This is a genomic window from Kitasatospora sp. NPDC094015 (assembly GCF_040304075.1).
Lineage (GTDB): Bacteria > Actinomycetota > Actinomycetes > Streptomycetales > Streptomycetaceae > Kitasatospora.
Map to the genome: position 1 here is coordinate 61,481 of NZ_JBEOUL010000013.1, position 23,479 is coordinate 84,959.

18 protein-coding genes, 1 tRNA gene and 1 riboswitch are annotated in these 23,479 nt (G+C 74.2%); of the genes, 14 read left to right on the forward strand and 5 right to left on the reverse strand.

What is annotated here, in order from left to right:
• Positions 1–1,578 carry a PPE domain-containing protein gene (locus tag ABT014_RS17675; RefSeq protein ID WP_350639705.1) on the forward strand — a complete coding sequence of 526 codons (1,578 nt, stop codon included), beginning with the start codon at positions 1–3 and terminating at the stop codon, positions 1,576–1,578.
• A gap of 170 nt (positions 1,579–1,748) precedes the next feature.
• On the opposite strand, the gene ABT014_RS17680 is transcribed toward ABT014_RS17675, so the two are convergent.
• Positions 1,749–1,820 (reverse strand) — tRNA-Cys (locus ABT014_RS17680).
• Positions 1,821–2,101: 281 nt separating this feature from the next.
• A riboswitch (guanidine-III (ykkC-III) riboswitch) is annotated at positions 2,102–2,167 on the forward strand.
• 54 nt (positions 2,168–2,221) lie between these two features.
• Here ABT014_RS17680 and ABT014_RS17685 point away from each other — a divergent pair.
• Both ABT014_RS17685 and ABT014_RS17690 read left to right on the forward strand, forming a co-directional pair.
• Complete coding sequence (locus ABT014_RS17685; protein ID WP_350639912.1) at positions 2,222–2,536, forward strand: DMT family transporter; 315 nt, start codon at positions 2,222–2,224, stop codon at positions 2,534–2,536.
• Positions 2,537–2,649: 113 nt separating this feature from the next.
• Positions 2,650–4,137, forward strand: coding sequence for an MFS transporter (locus ABT014_RS17690; RefSeq protein ID WP_350639707.1), 1,488 nt, complete (start codon positions 2,650–2,652; stop codon positions 4,135–4,137).
• Here ABT014_RS17690 and ABT014_RS17695 read toward each other — a convergent pair.
• The gene (locus ABT014_RS17695; protein WP_350639709.1) at positions 4,111–5,406 is read right to left on the reverse strand and encodes a polysaccharide deacetylase family protein; all 1,296 of its coding nucleotides are present in this window, start codon (positions 5,404–5,406) and stop codon (positions 4,111–4,113) included. The two genes, ABT014_RS17690 and ABT014_RS17695, sit on opposite strands and share 27 nt — an antisense overlap.
• A 293-nt stretch (positions 5,407–5,699) precedes the next feature.
• On the opposite strand from ABT014_RS17695, the gene ABT014_RS17700 reads away from it, so the two are divergent.
• From ABT014_RS17700 to ABT014_RS17715, 4 genes are all read left to right on the forward strand, one after another.
• Positions 5,700–8,246 carry a phosphatidylglycerol lysyltransferase domain-containing protein gene (locus tag ABT014_RS17700; protein WP_350639711.1) on the forward strand — a complete coding sequence of 849 codons (2,547 nt, stop codon included), beginning with the start codon at positions 5,700–5,702 and terminating at the stop codon, positions 8,244–8,246.
• 144 nt (positions 8,247–8,390) lie between these two features.
• Positions 8,391–9,023 (forward strand): class F sortase, encoded by a 633-nt coding sequence (locus ABT014_RS17705; RefSeq protein WP_350639713.1) that lies wholly within the window; start codon positions 8,391–8,393, stop codon positions 9,021–9,023.
• Between the two features lie 26 nt (positions 9,024–9,049).
• Complete coding sequence (locus ABT014_RS17710; protein ID WP_350639715.1) at positions 9,050–10,360, forward strand: alpha/beta hydrolase; 1,311 nt, start codon at positions 9,050–9,052, stop codon at positions 10,358–10,360.
• Positions 10,357–12,879: a bifunctional lysylphosphatidylglycerol flippase/synthetase MprF gene (locus tag ABT014_RS17715; RefSeq protein ID WP_350639717.1), complete on the forward strand. Its 2,523-nt coding sequence runs from the start codon at positions 10,357–10,359 to the stop codon at positions 12,877–12,879. The genes ABT014_RS17710 and ABT014_RS17715 overlap by 4 nt, the downstream gene beginning before the upstream one ends.
• An 18-nt stretch (positions 12,880–12,897) precedes the next feature.
• On the opposite strand, the gene ABT014_RS17720 is transcribed toward ABT014_RS17715, so the two are convergent.
• Complete coding sequence (locus tag ABT014_RS17720; RefSeq protein ID WP_350639719.1) at positions 12,898–13,368, reverse strand: SsgA family sporulation/cell division regulator; 471 nt, start codon at positions 13,366–13,368, stop codon at positions 12,898–12,900.
• 435 nt (positions 13,369–13,803) lie between these two features.
• Between ABT014_RS17720 and ABT014_RS17725 the strand changes: the two genes are divergently transcribed.
• The 3 genes from ABT014_RS17725 to ABT014_RS17735 all read left to right on the forward strand — a co-directional run bounded on the left by ABT014_RS17725 (position 13,804) and on the right by ABT014_RS17735 (position 17,586).
• On the forward strand, positions 13,804–15,633 hold the full coding sequence (locus ABT014_RS17725) for a DEAD/DEAH box helicase (protein ID WP_350639914.1): 1,830 nt from the start codon (positions 13,804–13,806) through the stop codon (positions 15,631–15,633).
• A gap of 440 nt (positions 15,634–16,073) precedes the next feature.
• Positions 16,074–16,724, forward strand: coding sequence for an IclR family transcriptional regulator (locus ABT014_RS17730; RefSeq protein WP_350639721.1), 651 nt, complete (start codon positions 16,074–16,076; stop codon positions 16,722–16,724).
• A 70-nt stretch (positions 16,725–16,794) separates the two neighbouring features.
• A complete protein-coding gene (locus ABT014_RS17735) occupies positions 16,795–17,586 on the forward strand; it encodes a S16 family serine protease (protein WP_350639916.1) in 792 nt (263 codons plus the stop codon).
• A 40-nt stretch (positions 17,587–17,626) separates the two neighbouring features.
• Here ABT014_RS17735 and ABT014_RS17740 read toward each other — a convergent pair whose 3' ends face one another.
• A complete protein-coding gene (locus tag ABT014_RS17740; protein WP_350639723.1) occupies positions 17,627–18,109 on the reverse strand; it encodes an Lrp/AsnC family transcriptional regulator in 483 nt (160 codons plus the stop codon).
• Between the two features lie 179 nt (positions 18,110–18,288).
• Here ABT014_RS17740 and ABT014_RS17745 point away from each other — a divergent pair, with 179 nt between their 5' ends.
• On the forward strand, positions 18,289–18,840 hold the full coding sequence (locus tag ABT014_RS17745; RefSeq protein WP_350639725.1) for a VOC family protein: 552 nt from the start codon (positions 18,289–18,291) through the stop codon (positions 18,838–18,840).
• 53 nt (positions 18,841–18,893) lie between these two features.
• On the opposite strand, the gene ABT014_RS17750 is transcribed toward ABT014_RS17745, so the two are convergent.
• Positions 18,894–19,403: a hypothetical protein gene (locus tag ABT014_RS17750; protein ID WP_350639727.1), complete on the reverse strand. Its 510-nt coding sequence runs from the start codon at positions 19,401–19,403 to the stop codon at positions 18,894–18,896.
• Positions 19,404–19,545: 142 nt separating this feature from the next.
• Between ABT014_RS17750 and ABT014_RS17755 the strand changes: the two genes are divergently transcribed.
• The 3 genes from ABT014_RS17755 (at position 19,546) to ABT014_RS17765 (ending at position 23,425) form a co-directional block, all read left to right on the forward strand.
• Positions 19,546–20,250 (forward strand): response regulator transcription factor, encoded by a 705-nt coding sequence (locus ABT014_RS17755; RefSeq protein WP_350639729.1) that lies wholly within the window; start codon positions 19,546–19,548, stop codon positions 20,248–20,250.
• A gap of 17 nt (positions 20,251–20,267) precedes the next feature.
• Entirely contained in the window at positions 20,268–21,653 is a 1,386-nt protein-coding gene (locus ABT014_RS17760; protein WP_350639918.1) for a HAMP domain-containing sensor histidine kinase, read from the forward strand.
• Between the two features lie 221 nt (positions 21,654–21,874).
• Positions 21,875–23,425 (forward strand): glycoside hydrolase family 18 protein, encoded by a 1,551-nt coding sequence (locus ABT014_RS17765; protein WP_350639731.1) that lies wholly within the window; start codon positions 21,875–21,877, stop codon positions 23,423–23,425.
• Positions 23,426–23,479 lie beyond the last annotated feature (54 nt).

The window sequence follows — 23,479 nt, forward strand, 5'->3', positions numbered from 1 at the left end:
ATGGCAGACACCCAGTTCGACGCCCAGGACCTGATCCCGTTGAAGGCCATGGTCGCGAACTCCAAGCCTGAGAACCTCGCGACCGCCTCGGACCACTGGGCGCAGATCCACGAGCAGCTGCTGGCTGCCGCCGAGGAGCTCCGCGCCGCTGTCCAGCACGCCCAGGAGAATTGGGAGGGTGCTGCGGCGAGCGGGTTCGCCCGAAAGGCCGGCGAGATCCAGCAGAGCCTGAGCAACACGGCCGGGTACGCGACCAAGACCTCTTCGGCCATGCAGCTTGCCTCCAAGGCGCTGGACATGACGAAGAAGCAGATGGGCGACATCGACGTCCCCAGCGACGTGGAGAGCGGCTGGAAGTTCGTCACGGACCTCGGTGACCGTTCGGACGCCCAGTTCAAGGCGGACCTCGCCGGTGGGATGGACCGCTTCGCCGCCGTCAACAAGAACTACGACGAGCTGTCGGCGACGGAGATCTCCCACCAGTACGCCATCGGCACCATGGAGTACCTGGCTCCGTACTACCAGCAGGCGGCCGGCCAGATCCCCGTTCCGCCGGAGAAGCCACGCAACTGGGAGCACGACGGCGGGACGGGTTTCCCGCCGGCTCCGGCCGAGCCCGGCCCCGGAGGCGGGGGTGACGGCAGCGTGTCGCCGCCCCCGAGCATGGTCAAGCCCGACGGCCCCCAGGGCGGCACCGCGCAGGTGCCCGGGCTCACGCCGCAGCATCTGGATCCGCTGACGCCGACCGTGCCCGGGACTCCCGGGCACACGTTGCCGGGTGGGGGGACGCCGCCGCACGGTGGTGTGGCGCTCCCGCCGTCCACCGGGATCGACGGGTGGACCCCGCCGACCACGACGCCGGGGCCCGGCGGTGGTGGGATCCAGCTCGGTGGCGGGCTCGGCGGTGCGATCGGGGCCGGTGGCGGCAGCGGTGGCGGTGTCGGCGGCGGTGGCGGGATCGCCGGGGGCGGCTTCATCCCCGGTGGTCTCGGCGGCGGCGGTGGCGGTGTGCTCGGCGGCGGCCGGGGCGGTGGCGGGATCGCCGGTGTCGGCGGTTCCGGCAAGAGCGGCTCCGGCGGTGCCCAGCGTCCGGGTGGTGTCAGCGGTACGGGTACCGGCGGCAGCGGCGGTGCGGGCGGCGCGAGCGGCCAGGGCAAGGCCGGTGCGCCCGGCGGTGCCGGGGCCGGTGGCATGCACGGCGGCGGCATGGGCGGCGGCGCCGGTGGCGGCAAGGGCGGTGCCGGCGGTAAGGGCAGCGGTCTGGTCCGCCGGGCCGGTGGCACGGTCGGCGGTGCGAGGCCGGGCAGCGCGAGCGGCCGGGCGTTCACCGAGGGTGGTTCCGGGCTCGGCAAGGGCCGCGGTTCGGCGGCCGGTGCCGGTGGTGCGGGCGCGGCCGGTGGCGCGGCGGGCAAGGCCCGCGGCGGCCAGAACGGCGCGGCGGGCGCGGGCGGCATGCACGGTGCCGGCGGCTCGGCCGGCAAGGGCAAGAAGAAGGACGCCGGTCACCGTCCGGACTACCTCGTCGAGGACGAGGACACCTGGCGCGGCGGTTCGGCCCTTCCCCCGGTGATCGAGTAGCCACCGGCGGGTCGAGGTGACGGCAGGGGCGCCCCCGGACATCGGGGGCGCCCCTGCGGCGTTCCGGGACAAGGGTGGACCACGTGAATACGGTGAATGCGGTGATTCCGGCGTCCGGGAATACCGAATTCCCGGACGGCGTGGGGGCTGTCCGGGAATTCGGCGAACGGAGACCGTGGCGGGAATTGAACCCACGTAAACCGCTTTGCAGGCGGCTCCCTGAACCACTCGGGCACACGGTCGGGTCGGGAGGGCGAGAGGCGTCGAGGGCCTCGCCGGACTGCGGGGGAGAGCGCGCGCTCAGGCGCGACAGCCGGGGCGGCGGCAACAGTGGGCGCAGGTGCCGGGCGCCGCGTGACGGGCCTCCGTGCTCCTGTTCATCGCCGACTCCTGTCGTCCGTGCCACCCGGGTGGCGGCCGGTGTTCCCGCCGCCGTGCTGATGAATTCATCTTATGCGGCGGGCCCCGGAGCGCGTCAATATCCGTATATGAATTCTGTGTTTCATGGTGTGCTACCGTCGATACGAGGTGAGGAGATCGCTCGCCCCGGACGAGGTGCGTCGTACCCGGCACGACAAGACGACGCAGTACCGCGACGGCAGCGCAGGGCTGCCGCGCAGTGACTGCGGAGGAGTCTGTCGTGATCGTGTGGGTGGTTCTGGTCGTCGCCGGTGTGCTGGAGACGGTCTGGGCGGTGGCCCTGGAGGGGTCGAAGGGGTTCTCGCGGCCGGCGCCGACGCTGGTCTTCGCCGTCGCCCTGGCGCTCTCGATGGGTGGTCTGGCCTACGCCATGCGCAGCATCCCGCTGGGGACCGGCTACGCGGTGTGGGTCGGCATCGGTGCGATCGGCACGGCGCTGTACGGGATGGTGGCGCTCGGGGACGCGGTGTCGGCAGCCCGGATCACCTGCCTGCTGCTGATCCTCTCCGGCGTGGTCGGGCTCAAGCTGCTGCACTGATCCGCACCCGCAGGGCCCGGCCCGTCGGCCCGGTGGGCGTAGGTCCGAGGGCGGAGGCCGAACCGGTCTCCCGTCAGGAGTCACCGGCCGTCACGGGTCTTACGATGGCTGGCATGACCACTGCCTCGCCCACCCCGGTCGACCGCGCCCCGGCCCCGCAGCCGCCCCCGTCCGAGGGCGGCGTGCTGAGTGGCCCGTACCGGGCGCTCACCCTGGGGATCGTCTCCGTCGTCCTGCTGCTCGCCTTCGAGGCGACCGCGGTGAACACGGCGATGCCGGTGGCGGCCCGTCAGCTGGACGGCCTGGGGCTGTACGCCTTCGCCTTCTCCGGTTACTTCACCACCACCCTGTTCGCCCTGGTGGTGTCCGGGCAGTGGTGCGACCGGCGCGGGCCGATAGGGCCGCTGTTCACCGGGATCGCGATCTTCGGGGCGGGCCTGGTGCTGGCCGGTACGGCGGTCGGCATGTGGCCGTTCGTCGCGGGCCGGGCGGTGCAGGGCCTCGGTGGCGGCCTGGTGATCGTGGCGCTGTACGTGGTGGTCGGCCGGGCCTTCCCGGAGCGGCTGCGGCCCGCGGTGTTCGCGGCCTTCTCGGCGGCCTGGGTGCTGCCCTCGATCCTCGGACCGCTGATCTCCGGCGCGGTCACCCAGCACCTGGGCTGGCGCTGGGTGTTCCTGGCGGTGCCGGTGCTGATCCTGCTGCCGCTGGCGGTGATGGGGCCGGCGCTGCGCCGGGCCGAGCGGGCCCAGCCGTCCGGCACGGCCGCGCGCTGGGACCGCCGGCGCACCCTGATGGCGGCGATGGCGGCGCTCGGCGCCGGGCTGCTGCAGTACGCGGGGCAGCGGCTGGACCTGATCGGCCTGCTGCCGGCCGCGGCCGGGGCGGCGTTGCTGGTGCCCGCGGTGGTGCGGCTGCTGCCGCCGGGCACGCTGCTCGCGGCGCGCGGGCTGCCGACGGTGATCCTGCTGCGCGGGGTGGCGGCGGGGGCGTTCTTCGCGGCGGAGGCGTTCATCCCGCTGATGATGGTGACCCAGCGCGGGCTGTCCCCGACGCTGGCGGGCCTGACCCTGACCAGCGGTGGCCTGTCCTGGGCGCTGGGTTCGTTCCTGCAGGGCCGGCCGTGGGCCGACCGGCACCGCCCGGCGCTGATCCGGCTGGGCTTCGTGCTGACGGCGGTGGCGATCGCCGGGGCCGCGCTGGTGCTGGTGCCCGCGGTGCCGACCTGGGCCGCTGCCGTGGCCTGGGCCGTCGGCGGGATCGGCATGGGGCTGGCGGTGGCCAGCATCAGCGTGCTGATGATGAAGCTCTCGGCCGCCGAGGAGACCGGGGCGAACTCGGCCGCGCTCCAGCTCAGCGACGCGCTCGGCAACGTGGTGCTGATGGGCCTGGCGGGGGTGCTGTTCGCGGCGCTCGGCGGCGGCGCGCCGACCGGCACGGCGAACGGGCCGACGCCGGCCGGCCCGTTCGCGGTGATCTTCCTGGTGATGACCGGGGTCGCCCTGCTGGGCGCCCTGGTCTCGGGCCGGAGCTCCGCCCCCGCCCGCGGCGGGGCCGGCACCCGGGCCGTCGCGGCCTCAGGTCCGGGGGGCGACCTGGGCTGAGGCCGGCGGCTTCGAGGGGCTCACGCTGCCCGCCGGACCGAGGTACTCGGCCCAGCCCCCGGTCGGCGACTGGCCCGGCGGCAGTGCCTGGAGCTTGCGCAGCACCGCCGGATCCTGCACCTCCAGCCACTCCACCAGCTGGCGGAACGAGACCAGCCGCACCTCCGGGTGCCCGGCGATGACCTTCAGCGCGTCCTCGACCGCCGACATGTAGATCCCGCCGTTCCACTCCTCGAAGTGGTTGCCGATGATCATCGGCGCCCGGTTCGAGTTGTACGCCCGGTCGAAGCCCGCCAGGTACGAGTCGCGGGCCTGCACCTGCCAGGCGGCGTAGTGGCCGGGGTCGCCCTTGGTGTTGGCCCCGGACTGGTTGTACATGATGTTGTAGTCCATCGAGAGCACCTGGAAGCTGTGCCCCGGGAAGGGGATGGACTGCAGCGGCATGTCCCACAGCGCCCCGCCCTGGAACTTCTGCGGCCAGACCTGGAGACCGCCCCCGCCGCTGCTGTCGTACTTCCAGTTCCGCTTGGCGGCGGTCGGCAGCAGGCCGCGCTGGCCCTCCAGGCAGGGGGTGCGGGAGCCGATCAGCTCCTTGCGGTAGTCGAACGGCAGGGCGGGCAGGTCGAAGCCGGTGTTGGTCTTCCAGTTCATGACGAAGTCCATCGCCTGCTCGATCTCGCTGTCCCAGTCCTCCGGCGACCACTTGCCGCCGCCGGTCGGGCCGCAGAAGTGCCCGTTGAAGTGGGTGCCGATCTCGTGGCCCTCCAGCCAGGCGGCGCCGAGCTGCTCCAGCGTGCCGTGGATGTGCTCGTCGTTGAGGTAGCCGATGTCGGAGGCGCCGATCGGGTGCTGCGGCGGGCGGTAGAGGGTCTTCTTGGCCTCCGGCAGCGCGTACACGCCGCTGAAGAAGAAGGTCATCCCGGCGTCGTACTCCTTGGCGAGCTGCCGGAAGCGACTGAACAGCTTGTTGTCGAGCTCGCCCGCGCCGTCCCAGGAGAAGACCACGAACTGCGGCGGGCGCTCACCCAGCTTGAGCGGCTCGGCCTTGGGCTGGTTGGGCTGGGCGCCGGTGTCGGAGGTGGAGCCGTCGCCGATCAGGGTGACGACCGGGACGGGCTGCGGGCTCTGGCCGGCCGCGCCGTCCGCGCCGCCGCCCGGCTTCGCGCTCTGCTCGCCTCCGCTGCCGCCCGTGCCGGCGCAGCCGGCTGCCAGGGTGGCTGCGGTGGCGGCACCGGCGGCGAGCAGGGTACGGCGGGGGAGGGCTTCCATGGTCACATCCGTTCGCAGTGGGTGGGGTGTCCTGGCAGCGGAGGTGGAGGTCGGCGCTGACGGTCAGTCCGATAAGCGCATCAGTGGGACTGGATGGCCGGACCGGGCCACAGCATGGCACGGAGGGGCGCGCGTCCCCGGTAGGCGGCGCGAGTGGCGCGGGCGATACCCCGTGCGCCCGGAACACGCTCATCCGTTCGGCCTACCGGCCGGCCTGCCCGGTGGCCGCCCGGCACTGAGCCGTCGTCAGATGGACCAGAACCGTCCAGCGTCCGCCGGAGGTGCGTCCAGCGATGTGGCAGTGGGTGAGCGACGCCTACCGGGAGCGGATCGTGGACTCCGGCCGCGAGCCGCTCTTCCTGCTGCTGGTGGGCCTGATCGCCTCCTTCCTGTTCATCAGGTTCAGCGTCCGGATGATCCGGCGCGGCGCGCGCTGGTGGCCGGGCAACGTCACGCCCGGCGGGATGCACATCCACCACGTGGTGTTCGGCCAGGCCCTGATGCTGGTCTGCGGCGTCGCCGCGTTCGCCATCCGCGGCGACGGCGGCCAGGCCTGGAACTGGCTGGCCGGCGGCTTCGGCATCGGCGCCGGCCTGGTGCTCGACGAGTTCGCCCTGGTGCTCCACCTGGAGGACGTCTACTGGAGCGAGCAGGGCCGCAAGTCGGTGGACGCGGTGATCCTCGCGGTCGCCGTGATCGGCCTGCTGCTCCTCGGCGAGCTCCCGTTCGGCGGCTTCACCCGCCGGCTGACGGCGGACCAGGTGGCCGGCGCGGCGTTCCTGCTCCTGCTGGTCGTCGTCAGCCTGTTCAAGGGCAAGCTGTGGACCGGCCTGCTCGGGGTGATGCTCTGGCCGCTCGCCCTGGTCGGCGCGGTGCGGCTGGCGCGCCCGCAGAGCCCGTGGGCGCGCTGGCGCTACCGCGCCCGACCCAAGCGGCTGGCCCGCGCCGAGCGCCGGGAGATCAGGATCCACGGCCGGATCGGCGCCTACCGCACCTCCGTCTACAACTTCCTGGCCGGAGCACCGGACCCGTCCGCCGGCCCGCCGCCGCCCACCGCCACCACGGTGGTGATGCCGCCGCCCGAGTCCGAGTTCCGCGAACCCGAGCCGGTGGCCCCCTGGCGCGCCCGGTGCGCCCTGGCGGCCGAGTGGTACGTACGGGCCGCCGCCCTGCTCTGCCTGCTGGGCGGCCTGATCGCACCGTTCCGCGACCAGCTGAAGCGGGCCAACACCGGCGAGTACTTCACCCCCGTCCTGATGACCGCCGGTTTCAGCTCCGCGCTGTTCGCCGGCCTGCTCGCCGTCATGCTGCGCCGCCGCAAGCGGGCCGCCTGGCTGGTCACCACCACCGTGGCCGCGCTGCACTGCGCCGCCTTCCTGCTCGCGATGGCCTACTCCACCTACCGCGCGCACCCCTTCAACTGGGTCTCGGCCGCCCTCACCCTCGCGCTGCTCGCCGTGCTGCTGCTCTCCCGGCCCGCCTTCCAGGCCCGGGGCCAGCGCCGCAACATCGCCCTGGCGCTGGCCGTCCTGGTGCTCGGCGGCGCCGTGCTCACCGTGCTCGGCGCCGCCGTGGTCCGGCTCACCTACGACGGGACCCCGCCCGACTGGGGCGACAGCAGCGTCTACGTCCTGCTGCGGCTGGTCACCCTGTCCGGCATCGTCGAGTACGCCGACGTCGACGTGCCCGGCTGGGTCGACCTCGGGATCAACCTGTTCGGCGCCGCGCTGCTGCTGCTCGCCCTGCGCGCGCTGTTCCGCTCCCCGCTCGGCCGCCGCCACCTGGAACCCGCGGACGAGGCGCGGCTGCGCGCCCTGCTGGAGCGGCACGGCGCCCGCGACTCGCTCGGCTACTTCGCGCTGCGCCGGGACAAGTCGGTGTGCTGGTCGCCCTCCGGCAAGGCCGCCGTCCTCTACCGGGTGGTCAACGGCGTGGCGCTGGCCTCCGGCGATCCGATCGGCGACCCCGAGGCCTGGCCGCAGGCGATCGAGCGGTGGTGGCAGGAGGTCCGCCGGCACGCCTGGGTGCCCGCCGTCACCGGCGCCGGCGAACAGGCGGGCACCGCGTACGGGCGGGTGGCCGGCCTGCGGGCACTGGAGTTCGGCGACGAGGCCGTGGTCGAGGCGGCCGGCTTCGCCCTGGAGGGGCGCTCGATGCGGACGCTGCGCCAGACCTGCAACCGGCTGCGCAAGGCCGGGTACCGGGTGGTGCTGCGCCGCCACCGGGAGATCCCGGAGGAGCAGCTCACCGAGCTGGTGCGGCTGGCCGACGCCTGGCGCCACGGGCGCACCGAGCGCGGCTTCTCGATGGCGCTCGGCCGGCTCGGCGACCCGGCCGACGGCGACTGCCTGATGGCCGAGTGCCGGGACGAGAACGACCGCACCTGCGCCCTGCTCAGCTTCGTGCCCTGGGGCGCGCACGGGCTGTCGCTGGACCTGATGCGCCGTGACCGCGAATCGGACAACGGACTGGTGGAGTACATGATCACCGAGCTGCTGCTGCGGGCCGCGGCCGGCGACCCGCAGGTCGCCCGGGTGTCGCTGAACTTCGCCATGTTCCGGGCGGTCTTCGAGGAGGGCGGCAAGCTCGGCGCCGGCCCGGTGCTGCGGCTGTGGCGCGGGGTGCTCCGCTTCTTCTCCCGCTGGTGGCAGCTGGAGTCGCTGTACCGCGCCAACGCCAAGTACCAGCCGGAGTGGGAGCCCCGGTACCTGCTCTACGAGAAGTCCTCCGAGCTGCCGGCCATCGCGATCGCCAACGCCAGCGCCGAGGGCTTCCTCACCCGGCCCCGGCTGCCCAGCGTCGGCTCCCTGCGCCGCGGACGCACGGAGCCGGCCCGGTGAGCGCCCGTCGGGCCGGGCCGCCCCCGGCCCCCGCACGTCCTGCTCCGGTCGGACCGCCCGCGCCACCCGCCCGGTGCCCAGCGGATGCCGCCCGGCCCGGCCCGGGGTTTCACTGGGCAGACGGACGGACCGAGGGGAGCACAGGTGGCCGCGCAGCAGACCAGGGGCCCGTGGCCGGGCACGCTGGCCGCCGGGACGGCGCTGGTGCTCGGGGCCTGGCTGGTGCAGCACGGCGGCGCCGTCCTGCCACCCGGACCCGATGCGGACCAGGCCTTCGACGGCAGTGCGGTGGCCGGGCCGATCGTGCCCCCGCTGCCGGCCTCCCCGCCCACCCGGCTGCTGATCCCGGCGATCGGCGTGGACGCCCCCTTCACCCCGCTCGCGCTGGACGGCGAGGGCCGGCTCCAGCCGCCCCCGGACGGCGACCGCAACCTGGCCGGCTGGTACCAGGGCGGCGCGACGCCGGGGCAGCGCGGTGCGGCGATCGTCGCCGGCCACGTCGACAACCGGCAGGGCCCGGCCGTCTTCTACCGGCTCGGCAGCCTGCGCAAGGGCGACCAGCTGGAGGTCCGGCGGGCCGACCGGGCCACCGCGTTCTTCTCGGTCGACGCGGTCGAGGTCTACCCGAAGAAGGACTTCCCCGACCGGAAGGTCTACAGCACCACCCGGGACGCCCAGCTGCGCCTGATCACCTGCGGCGGCGGCTTCACCCAGCAGGAGGGCTACGACGGGAACGTCGTGGTCTTCGCCCACCTGGTCCGCACCCTGCGGGCCTGACCCGCCCCGAGCACCGAGGAGACCCATTGGCCCGGCCGCTCGCGGGGTGGAACCCGCTCGACTGGTCGCTGATCCACGGCCCGGTGCCGTACGCCCTGCTGGTCCTCGGGTTCGGCGCCCTGTGCGGGCTCGCGCTCTCCACCGGCGCGCACTGGTGGGGCCGCTGGCTGCCGTGCGCCGTGGTGCTGGCCGCGCTGCTCACCCTGTTGGTGGTGCACGCCGTCGACGACTGGTGGAAGCCCTTCCCGGACGCGCTGCCGCGGACCGTCACGGTCTGGATCGGCGTCGCCCTGCTGGGCCTGTGCCTGGCCGGCTTCCGGATGCCGCCGCTGACCTGGGGCGGCCGGGCCGGCGCCCTGCTGGCGGCGGTCCTGGTGCTGCTGATGGCGGCCAACCAGGTCAACCGGCACTACGTCCAGTACCCGTCGCTGCGGGCGATGCTCGCCCCCGAGACGCAGGACCTGACCACCGGGACGGACGCCCGGACGGTCACCGTGCCGCCCGGCCGCACCCTCTCCGAGGTCTGGCAGCCGCCCGCCGGACTGCCCGCCAGGGGCACGCTCTCCGCCGTCACCATCCCCGGCACCCGGTCCGGGTTCACCGCCCGGGACGGCTACGTCTACCTGCCGCCCGCCTACCAGGCCTCCCCGCGGCCGCTGCTGCCGGTGGTGGTGCTGATGGCCGGCCAGCCCGGCGGCCCGACCGACTGGATCAACTCCGGCGGCATGCCGGAGGTCCTGGACTCCTTCGCCGCCGCGCACCGGGGGCTCGCCCCGGTGGTGGTGGTCGCCGACCCGCTCGGCTCCTCCCTCAACAACACGCTCTGCATGGATTCGAGGATCGCGATGGCGCAGACGTACCTGTCGGTCGACGTGCCCGACTGGATCCACGGCCACCTGCAGACCGGCACCGGCCGCACCCGGTGGTCCGTGGGCGGCAGTTCCTTCGGCGGGACCTGCGCCCTCCAACTGGCCCTGAACGCCCCCCAGGTGTACGGCTCCTTCCTGGACGTCTCCGGGCAGGCCGAGCCGACCCTCGGCAGCCACGCGCAGACCGTCGCCAAGGCCTTCGGCGGCGACGAGGCCGCCTTCGACGCGGTCGACCCGGCGCACCTGATGGACCGTGGGCGCTTCCCCGACACCGCCGGCCTGTTCCTGGTCGGCGCCGGCGACGCGGAGTTCGGCCCGCAGCAGGAGAAGATGTACGCCGCCGCGACGCGGGCCGGGGTGCGGGCCACCTTCGAGACCGTCCCCGGCGGCCACGACTGGGGCACCTTCCGCGCCGCGCTGGTCCGCTACCTCCCGTGGGTCGCCCGGCAGACCGGACTGACCCGGTGACCGGCGACGGCGGCACGGACGCCGCCCCCGTCACCCCGCGCCCCGAACGCGGCCCGCACCGCCTGCTGCGGCTGTTGCGCCCGTACGCCGCGCAGCTGCGCTCCGCCCCGCTCACCCTGGCCCTGCTGGTGGTGCTCTGGGTGGTCGGCGCGGCCACCGGCAGCCTAGGGAGCGGCCCCGACCACGACCTGCTGGAACAGGTCGGGGTGGGCATCCCCACCCTCGCGGCGGGCCGCTGGTGGACCCCGCTCTCCTCGCTGTTCTGGTGCTCGGGCATCGGCGCGTACGTGGTGATCAGCCTGCTGCTCGTGGTGCTCGGCCCGATCGCCGAACGGCGCCTGGGCTCCCCGCTCGCCGCCGCCGTGCTGGTGGCCGGCCAGGTGCTGGGCACCCTGCTGGGCACCGGGGCGGTGCGCCTCGGGGTCTCGGCCGACCTCGGGTGGACCAAGGCCATCCAGGACCAGATCGCGGTCAGCCCGGGCGCCGGACTGCTCGCGCTGGCCGCCGTGCTCAGCTACCGGCTCAGCCTGCTCTGGCGGCGCCGGCTGCGGCTGGTGGCCGTCCTGGTCCCGCTGGTGCTGATGCTCTACGTCGGTCATCTGCAGGGCGTCCAGCGGGTGGCGGGCGTGCTGGTCGGCCTGGTCGGCGGCGCCCTGCTGCACCGGCGCCGCCCGGGCCGCCCGCACCGCGCCTCGCACACCGAGACCCGGGTGCTGGTCGCGCTCTGCCTGGCCGCCGCCGCGATCGGTCCGCTGGTCGCCTCGCTCTACCAGGACGCCATCGGCCCGTTCAACACCGTCGGTGACCTCTACTTCTCGCACGTGCCGTCCACGACGGAGATCGCCGACGCCTGCGCCACCTCCACCTCGGAGTGCGCCCGGGCGCACTCGGTGGAGCGGTTCTTCGACTCGCCCGGTCGGCTGATGGCCGCGCTGGTGCCGGTGCTGCTGCTGGTGCTGGCCGAGGGGCTGCGCCGCGGGCTGCGGCTGGCCTGGTGGCTGGCCGCGGTCACCGAGCTGGCCTGGGTCGGGGTGCTGGCCTGGCTGCTGTCCGACAACTACGACAGCTTCGCCCAGGACGGCGGGCTGTCCCTGCTGTTCGAGCTGATCGGCGAGGCCCTGCTGCTGCCGGTCGCGCTGCTGGTGCTCCAGTGGGTCACCCGGCGCAGCTTCGACCAGCGGCTGGCGCACCGGGACATGGTCCGGCTCGGCGCGGTGGTCGGCGGCGCGCTGGTGCTGTGCTGCGGCGTGTACCTCGGCATCGGCTGGCTGGTGCGCGACCAGTACGAGCCGGACGCCCGCTTCACCGACCTGCTGGCCGGCCTGCCCTCGGAGCTGCTGCCGCCCTCGTACAACGACCTGCTGCCCGGCTACCCGATCGCGGCCGGCGGCACCGCGCAGGCGTTGCAGAACTACTGCGGGGTGGTGTTCTGGGCGATCACGCTGGTGGCGCTGGTGCTGGCGTTCCGCCGGCCGGTGCTGCACACCGACGCCGAGGACGCCGCCCGGGCGCGGGCGCTGCTGCAGGCGCACGGCGGGTCGACGCTGTCCTTCATCTCGACCTGGGACGGCAACCACTACTGGTTCGACGAGCAGGGGCTGGCCGCGGTGCCGTACCGGGTGATCGCCACCGTGGCGCTGACCACCGGCGACCCGTTCGGCGAACCGGCGGCCCGGGAGCGGGCGGTGGCCGGATTCGCCCGGTACTGCGACACCCGCGGCTGGACGCCGTGCTTCTACAGCGTCACCCCCGGGACGGCGGCGGCGGCCGAGGCACTCGGCTGGCGTTCGCTCCAGGTCGCCGAGGACACCGTGGTGGCGCTGCCGGAGCTGGCCTTCACCGGGAAGAAGTGGCAGGACATCCGCACCTCGCTGAACAAGGCCGGCAAGCAGGGCATCACGGCCGAGTGGTGGACCTACCACGAGGCCCCGATCGCGATCCGGGAGCAGATCCGGTCGATCTCCGAGGAGTGGGTCTCCGACAAGGGCCTGCCGGAGATGGGCTTCACCCTGGGCGGGCTGGCCGAGCTGGCCGACCCGGCCGTGCGGGTGCTGGTCGCGGTGGACGCCGACCGGACGGTGCACGGGCTGACCAGCTGGATGCCGGTGTACGGGGAGGGCGAGCCGGTCGGCTGGACGCTGGACTTCATGCGGCGGCGCAGCGAGGGCTTCCGGGGCGTGATGGAGTTCCTGATCGCCTCGGCGGCGCTGGGCTTCAAGGAGGAGGGCGCCCAGTTCCTCAGCCTGTCCGGGGCCCCGCTGGCCCGCTCCGACCGGGGCGAGCCGGCCACCGCGCTGCAGCGGATGCTCGACTGGATGGGCAAGACGCTGGAGCCGGTCTACGGCTTCCGCTCGCTGCTGGCGTTCAAGGCCAAGTTCCAGCCGGAGTACCGGCCGATGTACATGGTCTACCCGGACCCGGCGGCGCTCGGCAGCATCACCCGGGCGATCGGCAAGGCCTACCTGCCGCACCTGACGCCGGCCCAGGGGGTGCGGCTGATGCGGCGGCTGTCGGCCTAGCGAAACGGCCGGCGGCGCTCAGCGGAGCAGCTCGGCCAGGGCCCGGTCGGGGTCGAGGTGGCGGGTCTCCTGGCCGGCCGGGACGGCCAGGTGGCTGCGCCACAGGAAGCGCCGCAGGTCCTGGGTGGGGAAGTGGAGCAGGGCGACGCCCTCGGGGGCGCGCAGCTCCACCACGGTCCGGCGGTCCAGGGCGGGCCGGATGTGCACGTCGCCGGGGCCGGCCGGGCGGTCGACCCCGGTGGCCAGCAGGACGCGGGCGAAGACCCACTCGACCCCGGGGTCCGGCTCGTGGCCGGCCGCGCCGCCGTCCCCGTCCTGCGGGTCCTCGGCCGGGCCGTCCAGCGCGTACTCGGCGGGGAAGACCATCCGGACGGCGAGCGGGTCGTCCGCGCGGTACCGCAGGACCACCTGCAGCGGCGCCGAACGCTGGGCGCTGAGGATCAGACGGGCCTGGACGACCTGTTCGACGACTGCCGACGTACCGGACATGCGGGGTTCCTCCCGGTGGGACTCGGTGCGGGCCGCGTGACGCCTGGGGCGGGTGCGGGCTCCGGATGTGGGAGTCCGCCGGTGGGTCGGCGTTACGTGGCTTTTCGCCGTTTCTGGTGTGATCCGGGTCACATCAAACCGAATGTGGCGGAAAATCCGGTCGGATGGTGTGAACTTCACCCGCCCGGCCGGGGGTGGCGCGGCCTTCGAGGGGTCGGGCGGGCCCCTGGTCCGACCGTCCGGGGGAGGGTCGCGGCGGGCCCGATCGCCCGGCCGGCGGATCGGCCGGACGAGCGCGGCGCGGGCCGGGCGGCGCCACCGGCCCGGTAGGCTGGGCGGGTTGTACGACCGCCGACCGCCCGTGGGCCGGGGGCAGAAGACCGCCCTGACCTGCGACGACCCCCTTCGGAGACCGTGAGTACTGCCGCCTCCCCGATGGCCCCCCTGTTCTCGGACGCCGACCCGAACGCACCCGCCCGCCCGGCCGGCACCACCGCGGCCTCGCACCTGTCCCCGGCCTTCCCCGGCCGCGCCCCCTGGGGCACGGCCGCCTCGCTGCGGGCCTGGCAGCAGGGGGCGCTGGACCGATACGTCGAGAAGCAGCCGCGCGACTTCCTGGCCGTCGCGACCCCGGGCGCCGGAAAGACCACCTTCGCCCTCACCCTGGCGTCGTACCTGCTGCACAACCACCTGGTGCAGCAGATCACCGTCGTCGCCCCGACCGAGCACCTGAAGAAGCAGTGGGCCGAGGCCGCGGCCCGGATAGGCATCAAGCTCGACCCGGGCTACTCCTCGGGGCCGCTGTCCCGGGAGTACCACGGCATCGTGGTCACCTACGCGGGCGTCGGCGTCAACCCGATGCTGCACCGCAACCGCACCGAGGCCCGCAAGACCCTGGTGATCCTGGACGAGATCCACCACGCCGGTGACTCCAAGTCCTGGGGCGAGGCCTGCGCCGAGGCCTTCGAGCCGGCCACCCGGCGCCTGGCGCTGACCGGGACGCCGTTCCGGTCGGACACCAACCCGATCCCGTTCGTGCAGTACGAGGCGGGCGGCGACGGCATCCGCAAGTCGGTGGCCGACTACACCTACGGCTACGGGCACGCGCTGGCCGACCACGTCGTGCGCCCGGTGATCTTCCTCTCCTACAGCGGGAACATGCGCTGGCGGACCAAGGCCGGCGACGAGCTGGAGGCCCGGCTCGGCGAGCCGATGACCAAGGACCTGATCGCCCAGGCCTGGCGGACCGCGCTGGCCCCGCAGGGCGAGTGGATCCCGAACGTGCTGAGCGCGGCCGACCGCCGGCTCACCGAGGTCCGCAAGGCCATCCCGGACGCCGGCGGCCTGGTGATCGCCACCGACCAGAACGTGGCCCGCGCGTACGCCAAGATCCTGCGCGAGCTGACCGGGGAGAAGCCGACCCTGGTGCTCTCCGACGAGACCGAGGCCTCGCAGCGGATCTCCGACTACTCGGCCGGCGACTCCCGCTGGATGGTCGCCGTCCGGATGGTGTCCGAAGGCGTCGACGTGCCGCGGCTGGCGGTCGGGGTGTACGCCACCTCGATCTCCACCCCGCTGTTCTTCGCGCAGGCGGTCGGGCGCTTCGTCCGGGCCCGCAAGCGCGGTGAGACGGCCTCGGTGTTCCTGCCGACCATCCCGACCCTGCTCGGCTTCGCCAACGAGATGGAGGTCCAGCGCGACCACGTGCTGGACCGCCCGAAGAAGGAGGGCGAGGGCCTCTTCGACGAGGAGGACCGGCTGCTCGCCGACGCCGAGAAGGCCAACGACGGGCCGGACACGGCGGGTGGCGAGGAGTTCTCCTACGAGGCGCTGGGCTCGGACGCGGTCTTCGACCGGGTGCTGTACAACGCCATGGAGTTCGGCATGCAGGCGCACCCGGGCAGCGAGGAGGAGGAGGACTACCTCGGCATCCCGGGTCTGCTGGAGCCGGACCAGGTCCAGATGCTGCTGCAGAAGCGCCAGCACCGGCAGATCCAGCGCAGCAAGGCCAAGCCGGCCGAGGAGGCCGACCTGATCGAACTCCCGGCCGAGCAGCGCCCGGTGGTCACCCACCAGGAGCTGCGCGAGCTGCGCAAGGAGCTGAACGCGCTGGTCGCGGCCTGGCACCACCGGACCAACCAGCCGCACGGCACCGTGCACAACGAGCTGCGCCGCCAGTGCGGCGGGCCGCTCACCGCGCAGGCGACCGCCAACCAGCTGAAGGCGCGGATCGCCCGGATCCGGGAGTGGGCGACCGCCTCCTGAGCGGCGGCGCTTCGACGCAGGGGTGAACGCCCGGTGGCCGAAAGGCGCCGGGCGTTCGTCGTACCCGGCCACGGGCGGCCGGGGCGGTCCGGAAGCGGTGGGTGACACTCCACGGTGTCCGGACTCCGGACTGTATTCGCACTGATGATCTAATAACACCGGATGTTATGGGGGATTTGCCTGGAGTTTCATCTCGGTAGCGCGTCGATCCGGATCGGATTTTGGACAAGGGGTTCCGCCGGCGCCTCCCGTTCACTACTTTTCCCCCCACGCTCACTCGCACCGACCACCTCGACCCGAGTGCGCACCGCAGAGCCGTCCGTCCGGCAATGGCGCCGGGACGTGGCTTCCAGCGCGGACACCCACTCGCGCGCGACACCTCCGTCCCGGTACCGGCAGCCCGCCGGTCCGGCGACCGCCGCGGAAAGGACATGCGCGTCGTGACTGCTGAGACTTCCCAGACCCTGGACAGAGGTGTCCGGGTGCTGAAACTGCTCTCCGACTCCGAACGGGGTCTGACCGTGACCGAGTTGGCCGCCCGGCTGGCGGTCAACCGGACCGTGGTCTACCGGCTGCTGGCCACCCTGGAGCAGCACGGGCTGGTCCGCCGGGACATCGGCGGCCGGGCCCGGGTCGGGCTCGGCGTGCTGCGGCTGGCCCACCGGGTGCACCCGCTGCTGCGCGAGGCGGCGCTGCCGGCGCTGCGCAGCCTGGCCGAGGACCTCGGCGCCACCGCCCACCTGACCCTGGTCGACGGCAGCGAGGCACTCGCGGTCGCCGTGGTCGAGCCGACCTGGACCGACTTCCACGTCGCCTACCGGACCGGTCTGCGGCACCCGCTCAGCGAGAGCGCGGCCGGCCGGGCCATCCTGGAGGCCCGGACCTTCCCCAGCCAGCGCCGGCCCGAGCAGGGCTTCGTCGTCACCCACGCGGAGGAGCAGTCCGGGGCCAGTGGCGCCGCGGCCGCGCTGCTCGGGCTGAGCGGCATCGAGGGCAGCGTCGGCGTGGTGATGCTCAACGGACTGGTGCCCGAGCGGGTCGGCCCGCGGGTGGTGGAGGCCGCGACCGAGGTCGCCGACGCCCTGCGGTAGTGCCCGGCGGGAGCCCCGGGTGTGTTTTGATGCGGGGTGTGTCTCCTGTGAAGGTGTGTCCCCTGTGAAGCTGCCCGCGGCCCTCACCGCTCCGAAGACCCGTGCGCTGGGCCTGTGCGGCGTGACGGTGGTCGCGCTGTTCGCGGTCGCCGCCTTCGCGCCGCTGCCGTTCACGCTGACCTCACCCGGGGTCACCGCCGACACCCTCGGCTCGTACCAGGGCCGTCCGGTGCTCACCATCACCGGCGCCCCGGTCCGGACGACCAGCGGTCAGCTCCGGGCCACCACCATCTCGGCCACCAACGCCGGCGATCGGATCACCCTGCGCCAGGCCCTGGACGGCTGGCTGGACGAGGACCGGGCCGTACTGCCCACCGACCTGGTCTACCCGGAGCCGGACCCGGCCGACGCGGTGCAGGAGACCACCCGGCAGATGACGGAGTCCCAGGACGCCGCGACCACGGCGGCGCTGAACCACCTCCACCTGCCGCCCGGCCAGGTCAAGGTGACGGTCGACCTCGGCGACATCGGCGGCCCCAGCGCGGGCCAGATGCTCACCCTCGGGATCATCGACAAGCTCGCCGGCAACGGCCACGGCGGCGACCTCACCGGCGGCCGGGTGGTGGCCGGCACCGGCACCGTGGACGACCAGGGGCGGGTCGGCGCGGTGGGCGGGGTGCCGCTGAAGACCCAGGCGGCGGCCCGCGACGGCGCCACCGTCTTCCTGCTCCCCGCCGCGGAGTGCTCCGACGCGAAGGTGAACCTGCCGGACGGCCTGCAGCTGATCCCGGTCACCACCATCGACGAGTCGGTGGCCGCGCTGAACGCGCTCGACGCCGGGGCACCCGTCCCGCACTGCTGACCGGCTCCTGACCCGGGCCGGCCGGGGCGGCCCGGCGCGGTCACTCCCGGGCGGCCTGCTCCACCAGCGGCAGCACCCGGTACGGCACCGGGTTCTCCAGCGCGATCGCGGTCGACGCCCGGACGATCCCGTCGAAGCCCACCACCCGGTCGATCACCCGCTGGAGGTCGGCGTTCGACCGGGCGACGATCCGCACCAGCATGTCGCCCTGCCCGGTGATGGTGTGCAGCTCCAGCACCTCCGGCACCCCGCTCAGGTGGGCCCGGACGTCCACCCCCTGGCCCTGGGAGATCTCCAGGGTCGCGAACGCGGTCACCGGGTACCCGAGCGCCGCCGGCTCGACCTGCGGCCCGAAGCCGGCGATCACCCCCCGGGCCTGCAACCGGTCCAGCCGGGCCTGCACCGTGCCGCGGGCCACCTGGAGCCGGCGGGAGCACTCCAGCACGCCGATCCTCGGCTCCTCGCTGAGCAGACTGATCAACTTTCCGTCGAGCGCGTCGATCGCATCGTTGGGGGAGTGCACAGGGGCTCCGTCCGGTGGGCAAACTGCACAGTGGCTGCCGCCATTTTCGGGCGCCGACGGGCACCTTGCCCAGGATGAATCGGAACAGTTGCGCATCGATCCGCCGAGGGCCAGTCTCCCCCCACACCCCGCGCCCGGGCCCCCACCCCGCGCCTCGGGGACGACCGGGGAGGAGCGCCTTGACCGAGATCTCCGCCGCACCGCTGACCCAGGAACCCGCCGACGACTTCCGTCCGATCACCGGCCCCGACGCCGTGGTGCTCGCCGTCCACGACGCCCGGAAGGCGGCCCACTACTACTCCGCCACGCTGGCCATGCGCTGCACCGCCTACTCGGGACCGGAGAACGGCAACCCGGAGACCTGCGCGTACGTCTTCGAGACCGGCCCCGCCCGCTACGTGCTCACCTCCGTGGTGCAGGTGCTCACCGACCACGGGCGGCTGATCGCCGACCACCTGGCCCGCTTCGGGGAGGGCATCGTCGACCTCTCGCTGCGCGTCCCGGACGCCTTCGCCGCCTTCGACTACGCGGTCGACCGCGGCGCCGCGCCGATCGTCGAGCCGTACGAGGTCACCGACCGGCACGGCACCGTGGTGCTCGCCGTGATCGCCACCGCCGGCGCCGCCCGGCACACCCTGGTCGACCGCACCGGGTACGCCGGCCCGTACCTGCCGGGGTTCACGCCGGTGCCCGCCCGGGTGCGGCCGCCGACCACCTCGCTGCACCGCTGACCGGGCACCGCTGGCGGGGCGCCGATCACCGGGCGTCCGTCACCGGGCGTCCGTCATGGGGCGGGGACGGTCTGGACGATCGGCGGGTGGCCGTTCCAGGTGACGAAGACCGAGCTGGTGCCGTCCGGGTGGGAGAAGTCGATCCGCATCCACTCCCGCTCGTTCCAGACCTGCATCTTCCAGCCCGGATCGGGGGTCGCCGAGATCAGCTCGGCCCGGTCCGCCCGGAGGTCCAGGGCTACCCGGCCGCCCGGCACCAGGTAGCTCTGCACCGAGGCGCTCGGGCTCGGCCGCGGGCCGGGCGTACGGCTGGGCGCGGCGCTGCGGGTGCTCGGCGGGGCGCTGCTGCCCGCCGGGGCCGGGGCCTCGGTGCTGCTCGCCGTCGGCGGCGCGGAGGCGGCCTCCGGGGTCGGCGAGGGCGCGGCGGCGGAGGGCAGCGGCACGGCCGTCGGCTGCTCGAACACCGTGCCGGCCAGCACCGAGTGCACGCCCAGCCAGGACAGCACCACCGCCGCGCCGGTGGCCGCCGTCCAGGCGCCGAGTTGTACCAGTCCGCTCCGCATCGCCGCTCATCCTGCCGTATCCCGGCGGACGGCAGGTCGGTGCCCCGGACAATCCGAAGGACGGCTGGGAAAATGGCCCCGGCGCCGGTTCTGCCACCCGAGGTACAGACCAATGCGGGCCGATGGCGTACCGTGCAGGGCCATGGCAACAGTGCTCGTGGTCGAGGACGACCCCTTTGTCCGCTCCGCCCTCATCCGGCACCTCTCCGAGTCCGGCCACGCCGTGCGCAGCGTGGGCACCGCGCTCGAGGCGCTGCGCGAGGTCGCCCAGGTCGGCTGCGACCTGGTGATCCTCGACCTCGGACTGCCGGACCTGGACGGCAGCGAGGCGCTCAAGATGATCCGCGGGGTCACCAACGTCCCGGTGATCATCTCCACCGCGCGGGACGACGAGGCCGAGATCGTCCGGCTGCTCAACGACGGCGCCGACGACTACCTGGTGAAACCTTTCTCCGCCGAGCACCTGACGGCCCGGATGGCGGCCGTGCTGCGCCGGCTCGGCGGCGGCGGGGTGGCCACCCCGCAGATCCTGCGGGTCGGCGGCCTGGCCATCGACCCGCAGCGCCGCGAGGCCGTGCTGGACGGGCGGGCGCTCGACCTGACCCGGCGTGAGTTCGACCTGCTGGCCTTCCTGGCCGCCCGCCCCGGCGTGGTGGTGCCGCGCAAGGAGATCCTCGCCGAGGTCTGGCGGCAGACCTACGGCGGCGACCAGACCATCGACGTGCACCTGTCCTGGCTGCGCCGCAAGCTCGGCGAGACCGCCTCCAGCCCGCGCTACCTGCACACCGTGCGTGGCGTCGGGGTCCGGCTGGAGGCACCGGGCGGGCCCGCCGGATCCACCCCGTGAGGCGGTTCACCCGCTCGCTGCGCTGGGCCATGGTCAAGGCGGCGGTCGCCGGCACCACCATGGTCGCGCTGGCCTTCCTGATCCCGCTCGGCCTGATGGTCCAGCAGACCGCCCGGGACCGCGCCTTCACCGCCGCCGAACGCCAGGCCGCGGCCCTCGGCCCGGCGCTCGCCATCACCACCGACCCGGACGCCATCGGGCGGGCGCTCGCCACCACCGACGCCGGCGCCCGCGGCCGGCTCGCCGTCCACCTGCCCGGCGGGCCGACGGTCGGTGAGGTCCGGGCCAGGGCCGCCGACATCGGCTCGGTCGAGGAGCAGGGCCGCTCCTTCACCGTGGCCGTCCCCGGCGGCTTCGCCCTGCTCCAGCCGGTCGCGGTCGACAACGGCCGGATCGCCGTGATCGAGGTGCACGTGGTCGACGGCGACCTCACCCACGGGGTCGCCACCGCCTGGCTGGTGCTCTCCCTGGTGGCGCTCGCGCTGGTCGCGATCTCCGTCCTGGTCGCCGACCGGATGGGCGCCCGGATCGTCGCCTCGGCCCGCCGGCTGGCCGTCGCCGCCCGCTCGCTGGGCTCCGGCAACCTGGCCGTCCGGGTCCCGGTCGAGGGCCGGCAGGGCGCCGAGGCGCCCGAGGAACTCCGGGAGGCCGGGCAGGCCTTCAACGCCATGGCCGACCGCGTCGTCCACCTGCTCGCCGCCGAACGCGAGCTCGCCGCCGACCTCTCGCACCGGCTGCGCACCCCGCTGACCGTGCTGCGGCTGAACGCCGCCTCGCTCGGCGACGGCGACGCGGCCGACGCCACCCGGCACGCGGTCTCCCAGCTGGAGCGCGAGGTCGACCAGATCATCCGCTCGGCCCGGCGGGCGCCGGACGACGCCCCGGCCGTCACGCTCGGCTGCGACGCGGTCGAGGTGATCCGCGAACGGGTCGGCTTCTGGTCCGCGCTGGCCGAGGACGAGGGCCGCCCGTGGCAGCTGGCGGGCGCCGAGGGCGCCGTCCAGGTCCCGGTCCAGCGCGGCGACCTGGCCGCGGCGGTGGACGCGCTGCTCGGCAACGTCTTCCGGCACACCCCGGTCGGTACGGCCTTCTCGGTCGACCTGATGGCCACCGCCGACTCCGTGATCGTCCTGGTCGGCGACGCCGGTGGCGGCTTCACCGACCCCGACACCGCGATCGAACGCGGCACCGGCCACGGCGGCGACGGTTCCACCGGCCTCGGCCTGGACATTGCCCGCAAACTGGCCGAGGACACCGGCGGCGAGGTCGCGCTCGGCCGCTCGGCCGGGCTCGGCGGGGCGGAGATCGCGCTGCGCATCCAGACCCGCCCGGAGGCCGCCGCCCCGCGCCAGGCCCGCCGGCGGGCCGGGCGGTTCGCCGTGGCGTCGCGCCGCCGGGGCTGACAGCAGCTGACGTGGCTGATGGGGTGGCCGGGGCGGCCGGGGCCGAGGAGGCTGACGCGGTTTCAGGGGGCGGGTGGAGGCGGGTTCCTTAACCGGGCCCTAAGCCAGCGCTACCCCTGTCTCAGCTGTCCGTTTCGTCCCCTTGGTCGTCGCTAGCGTCAGCGGCGCCGGGGTCGCGGACCCCGGGTACGACGGTCCCACTCCCGGAGGTACCCCGCCCCATGACGACGAGCCAGCCCACCCGCCGCCCCGGACACCGCCGCAGCCGCAAGGGCACGCTGATCGGCGCCTCGGCCGTGGCCGCCGCCATCGTCGCCGGCGGCGTGGTCGCCCTCGCGTCCTCGGCCAGCGCCGCGTCGGTCGGCGCCGCGTACAGCCGCACCAGCACCTGGGAGAGCGGCTACACCGGCCGCTACGTGATCACCAACCCCGGCACGGGCGCCCTCGACGGCTGGACGCTGAGCTTCGACCTGCCCGCCGGGGCCACCGTCTCCTCGCTCTGGAACGCCGGCTTCACCGTCTCCGGCCAGCACGTCACGGTGAAGCCGCAGGACTGGAACCGCCGGATCGAGCCGGGCCGCACCGTCGAGGTCGGCTTCGTGGTCCAGGGCGCCGGCGCCGCGCAGGCCGAGCCCGGCCACTGCCTGATCAACAACGTCTCCTGCACCGCCGGGAACGGCCCGGCCCCCACCCCGTCCGGCCGCCCCACCGGCACGCCGACCACCGCGCCCACCCCCTCGCCGAGCGCCTCCGCCACTCAGCCCAAGCCGAGCGCCTCCGCCAGCCCGACCGCGACGGGCACGCCGAAGCCCACCCCGACGCCGACCCCGACCGGCACCCCCGCCCCGGTCACCGGCGCCCGCTTCACCCCGTACGTGGACACCTCGCTCTACCCGCCCTACGACCTGGTCGCCACCGCCAAGGCGAGCGGGGTGAAGAACTTCAACCTCGCCTTCGTCGTCTCCGGCGGCGGCTGCACCCCGAAGTGGGGCGGCGTCTCCGACCTCTCCGCCGACGCCGTGGCGGGCCAGATCGGCGCGCTGCGCGCGATCGGCGGCGACGTCCGGGTCTCCTTCGGCGGCGCCAACGGCAGCGAGCTGGCCGCGGCCTGCTCCTCGACCGCCGACCTGACCGCGGCGTACCAGAAGACCGTCGACGCCTACGGCCTCGACAAGCTCGACTTCGACATCGAGGGCGGCGCGATCGCCGACGGCGCCGCCAACACCCGGCGCGCCCAGGCCATCGTCCAGCTGCAGAAGAACGCCGCCGCCAAGGGCAAGTCCCTGGACGTCTCCTTCACCCTCCCCGCCCTGCCCACCGGTCTCACCCAGGACGGCATCAACCTGGTCGCCGGGGCGAAGAGCGCCGGCGTCCAGATCGGCGCCGTGAACATCATGGCGATGGACTTCGGCGACGGCGTCGCGCCCAACCCGCAGGGCCGGATGGGCCGGTACGCCATCGACGCGGCCACCGCCACCCAGGCGCAGGTCAAGAGCGTGCTCGGGCTCGGCGACGCGGCGGCCTGGGCGAAGGTCGCGGTCACCCCGATGATCGGCGTCAACGACGTCGCCACCGAGGTCTTCACCGTCGCCGACGCCACCCAGCTGGCCGACTTCGCGAAGACCAAGCACCTCGCCTGGCTCGCCATGTGGTCCGGCACCCGGGACAAGGCCTGCCCCGGCGGCGCCAAGACCTACGCCGACGCCACCTGCAGCAGCATCGCGCAGCAGCCGCTCGACTTCACCCGGGCGCTCGGCTCGTACAACGGCTGACGCGGGCGGCCGGACTCCCGTCGTACCGCGACCCCGCTCCCGCAGGCCCCACGG

Coding starts and splice junctions, on each gene's coding strand:
- ABT014_RS17675 (WP_350639705.1), top strand. CDS start 1: ATGGCAGACACCCAGTTCGACGCCCAGGACCTGATCCCGTTGAAGGCC.
- ABT014_RS17690 (WP_350639707.1), top strand. CDS start 2,650: ATGACCACTGCCTCGCCCACCCCGGTCGACCGCGCCCCGGCCCCGCAG.
- ABT014_RS17695 (WP_350639709.1), bottom strand. CDS start 5,406: ATGGAAGCCCTCCCCCGCCGTACCCTGCTCGCCGCCGGTGCCGCCACC.
- ABT014_RS17700 (WP_350639711.1), top strand. CDS start 5,700: ATGTGGCAGTGGGTGAGCGACGCCTACCGGGAGCGGATCGTGGACTCC.
- ABT014_RS17720 (WP_350639719.1), bottom strand. CDS start 13,368: ATGTCCGGTACGTCGGCAGTCGTCGAACAGGTCGTCCAGGCCCGTCTG.
- ABT014_RS17725 (WP_350639914.1), top strand. CDS start 13,804: ATGGCCCCCCTGTTCTCGGACGCCGACCCGAACGCACCCGCCCGCCCG.
- ABT014_RS17750 (WP_350639727.1), bottom strand. CDS start 19,403: ATGCGGAGCGGACTGGTACAACTCGGCGCCTGGACGGCGGCCACCGGC.
- ABT014_RS17755 (WP_350639729.1), top strand. CDS start 19,546: ATGGCAACAGTGCTCGTGGTCGAGGACGACCCCTTTGTCCGCTCCGCC.
- ABT014_RS17765 (WP_350639731.1), top strand. CDS start 21,875: ATGACGACGAGCCAGCCCACCCGCCGCCCCGGACACCGCCGCAGCCGC.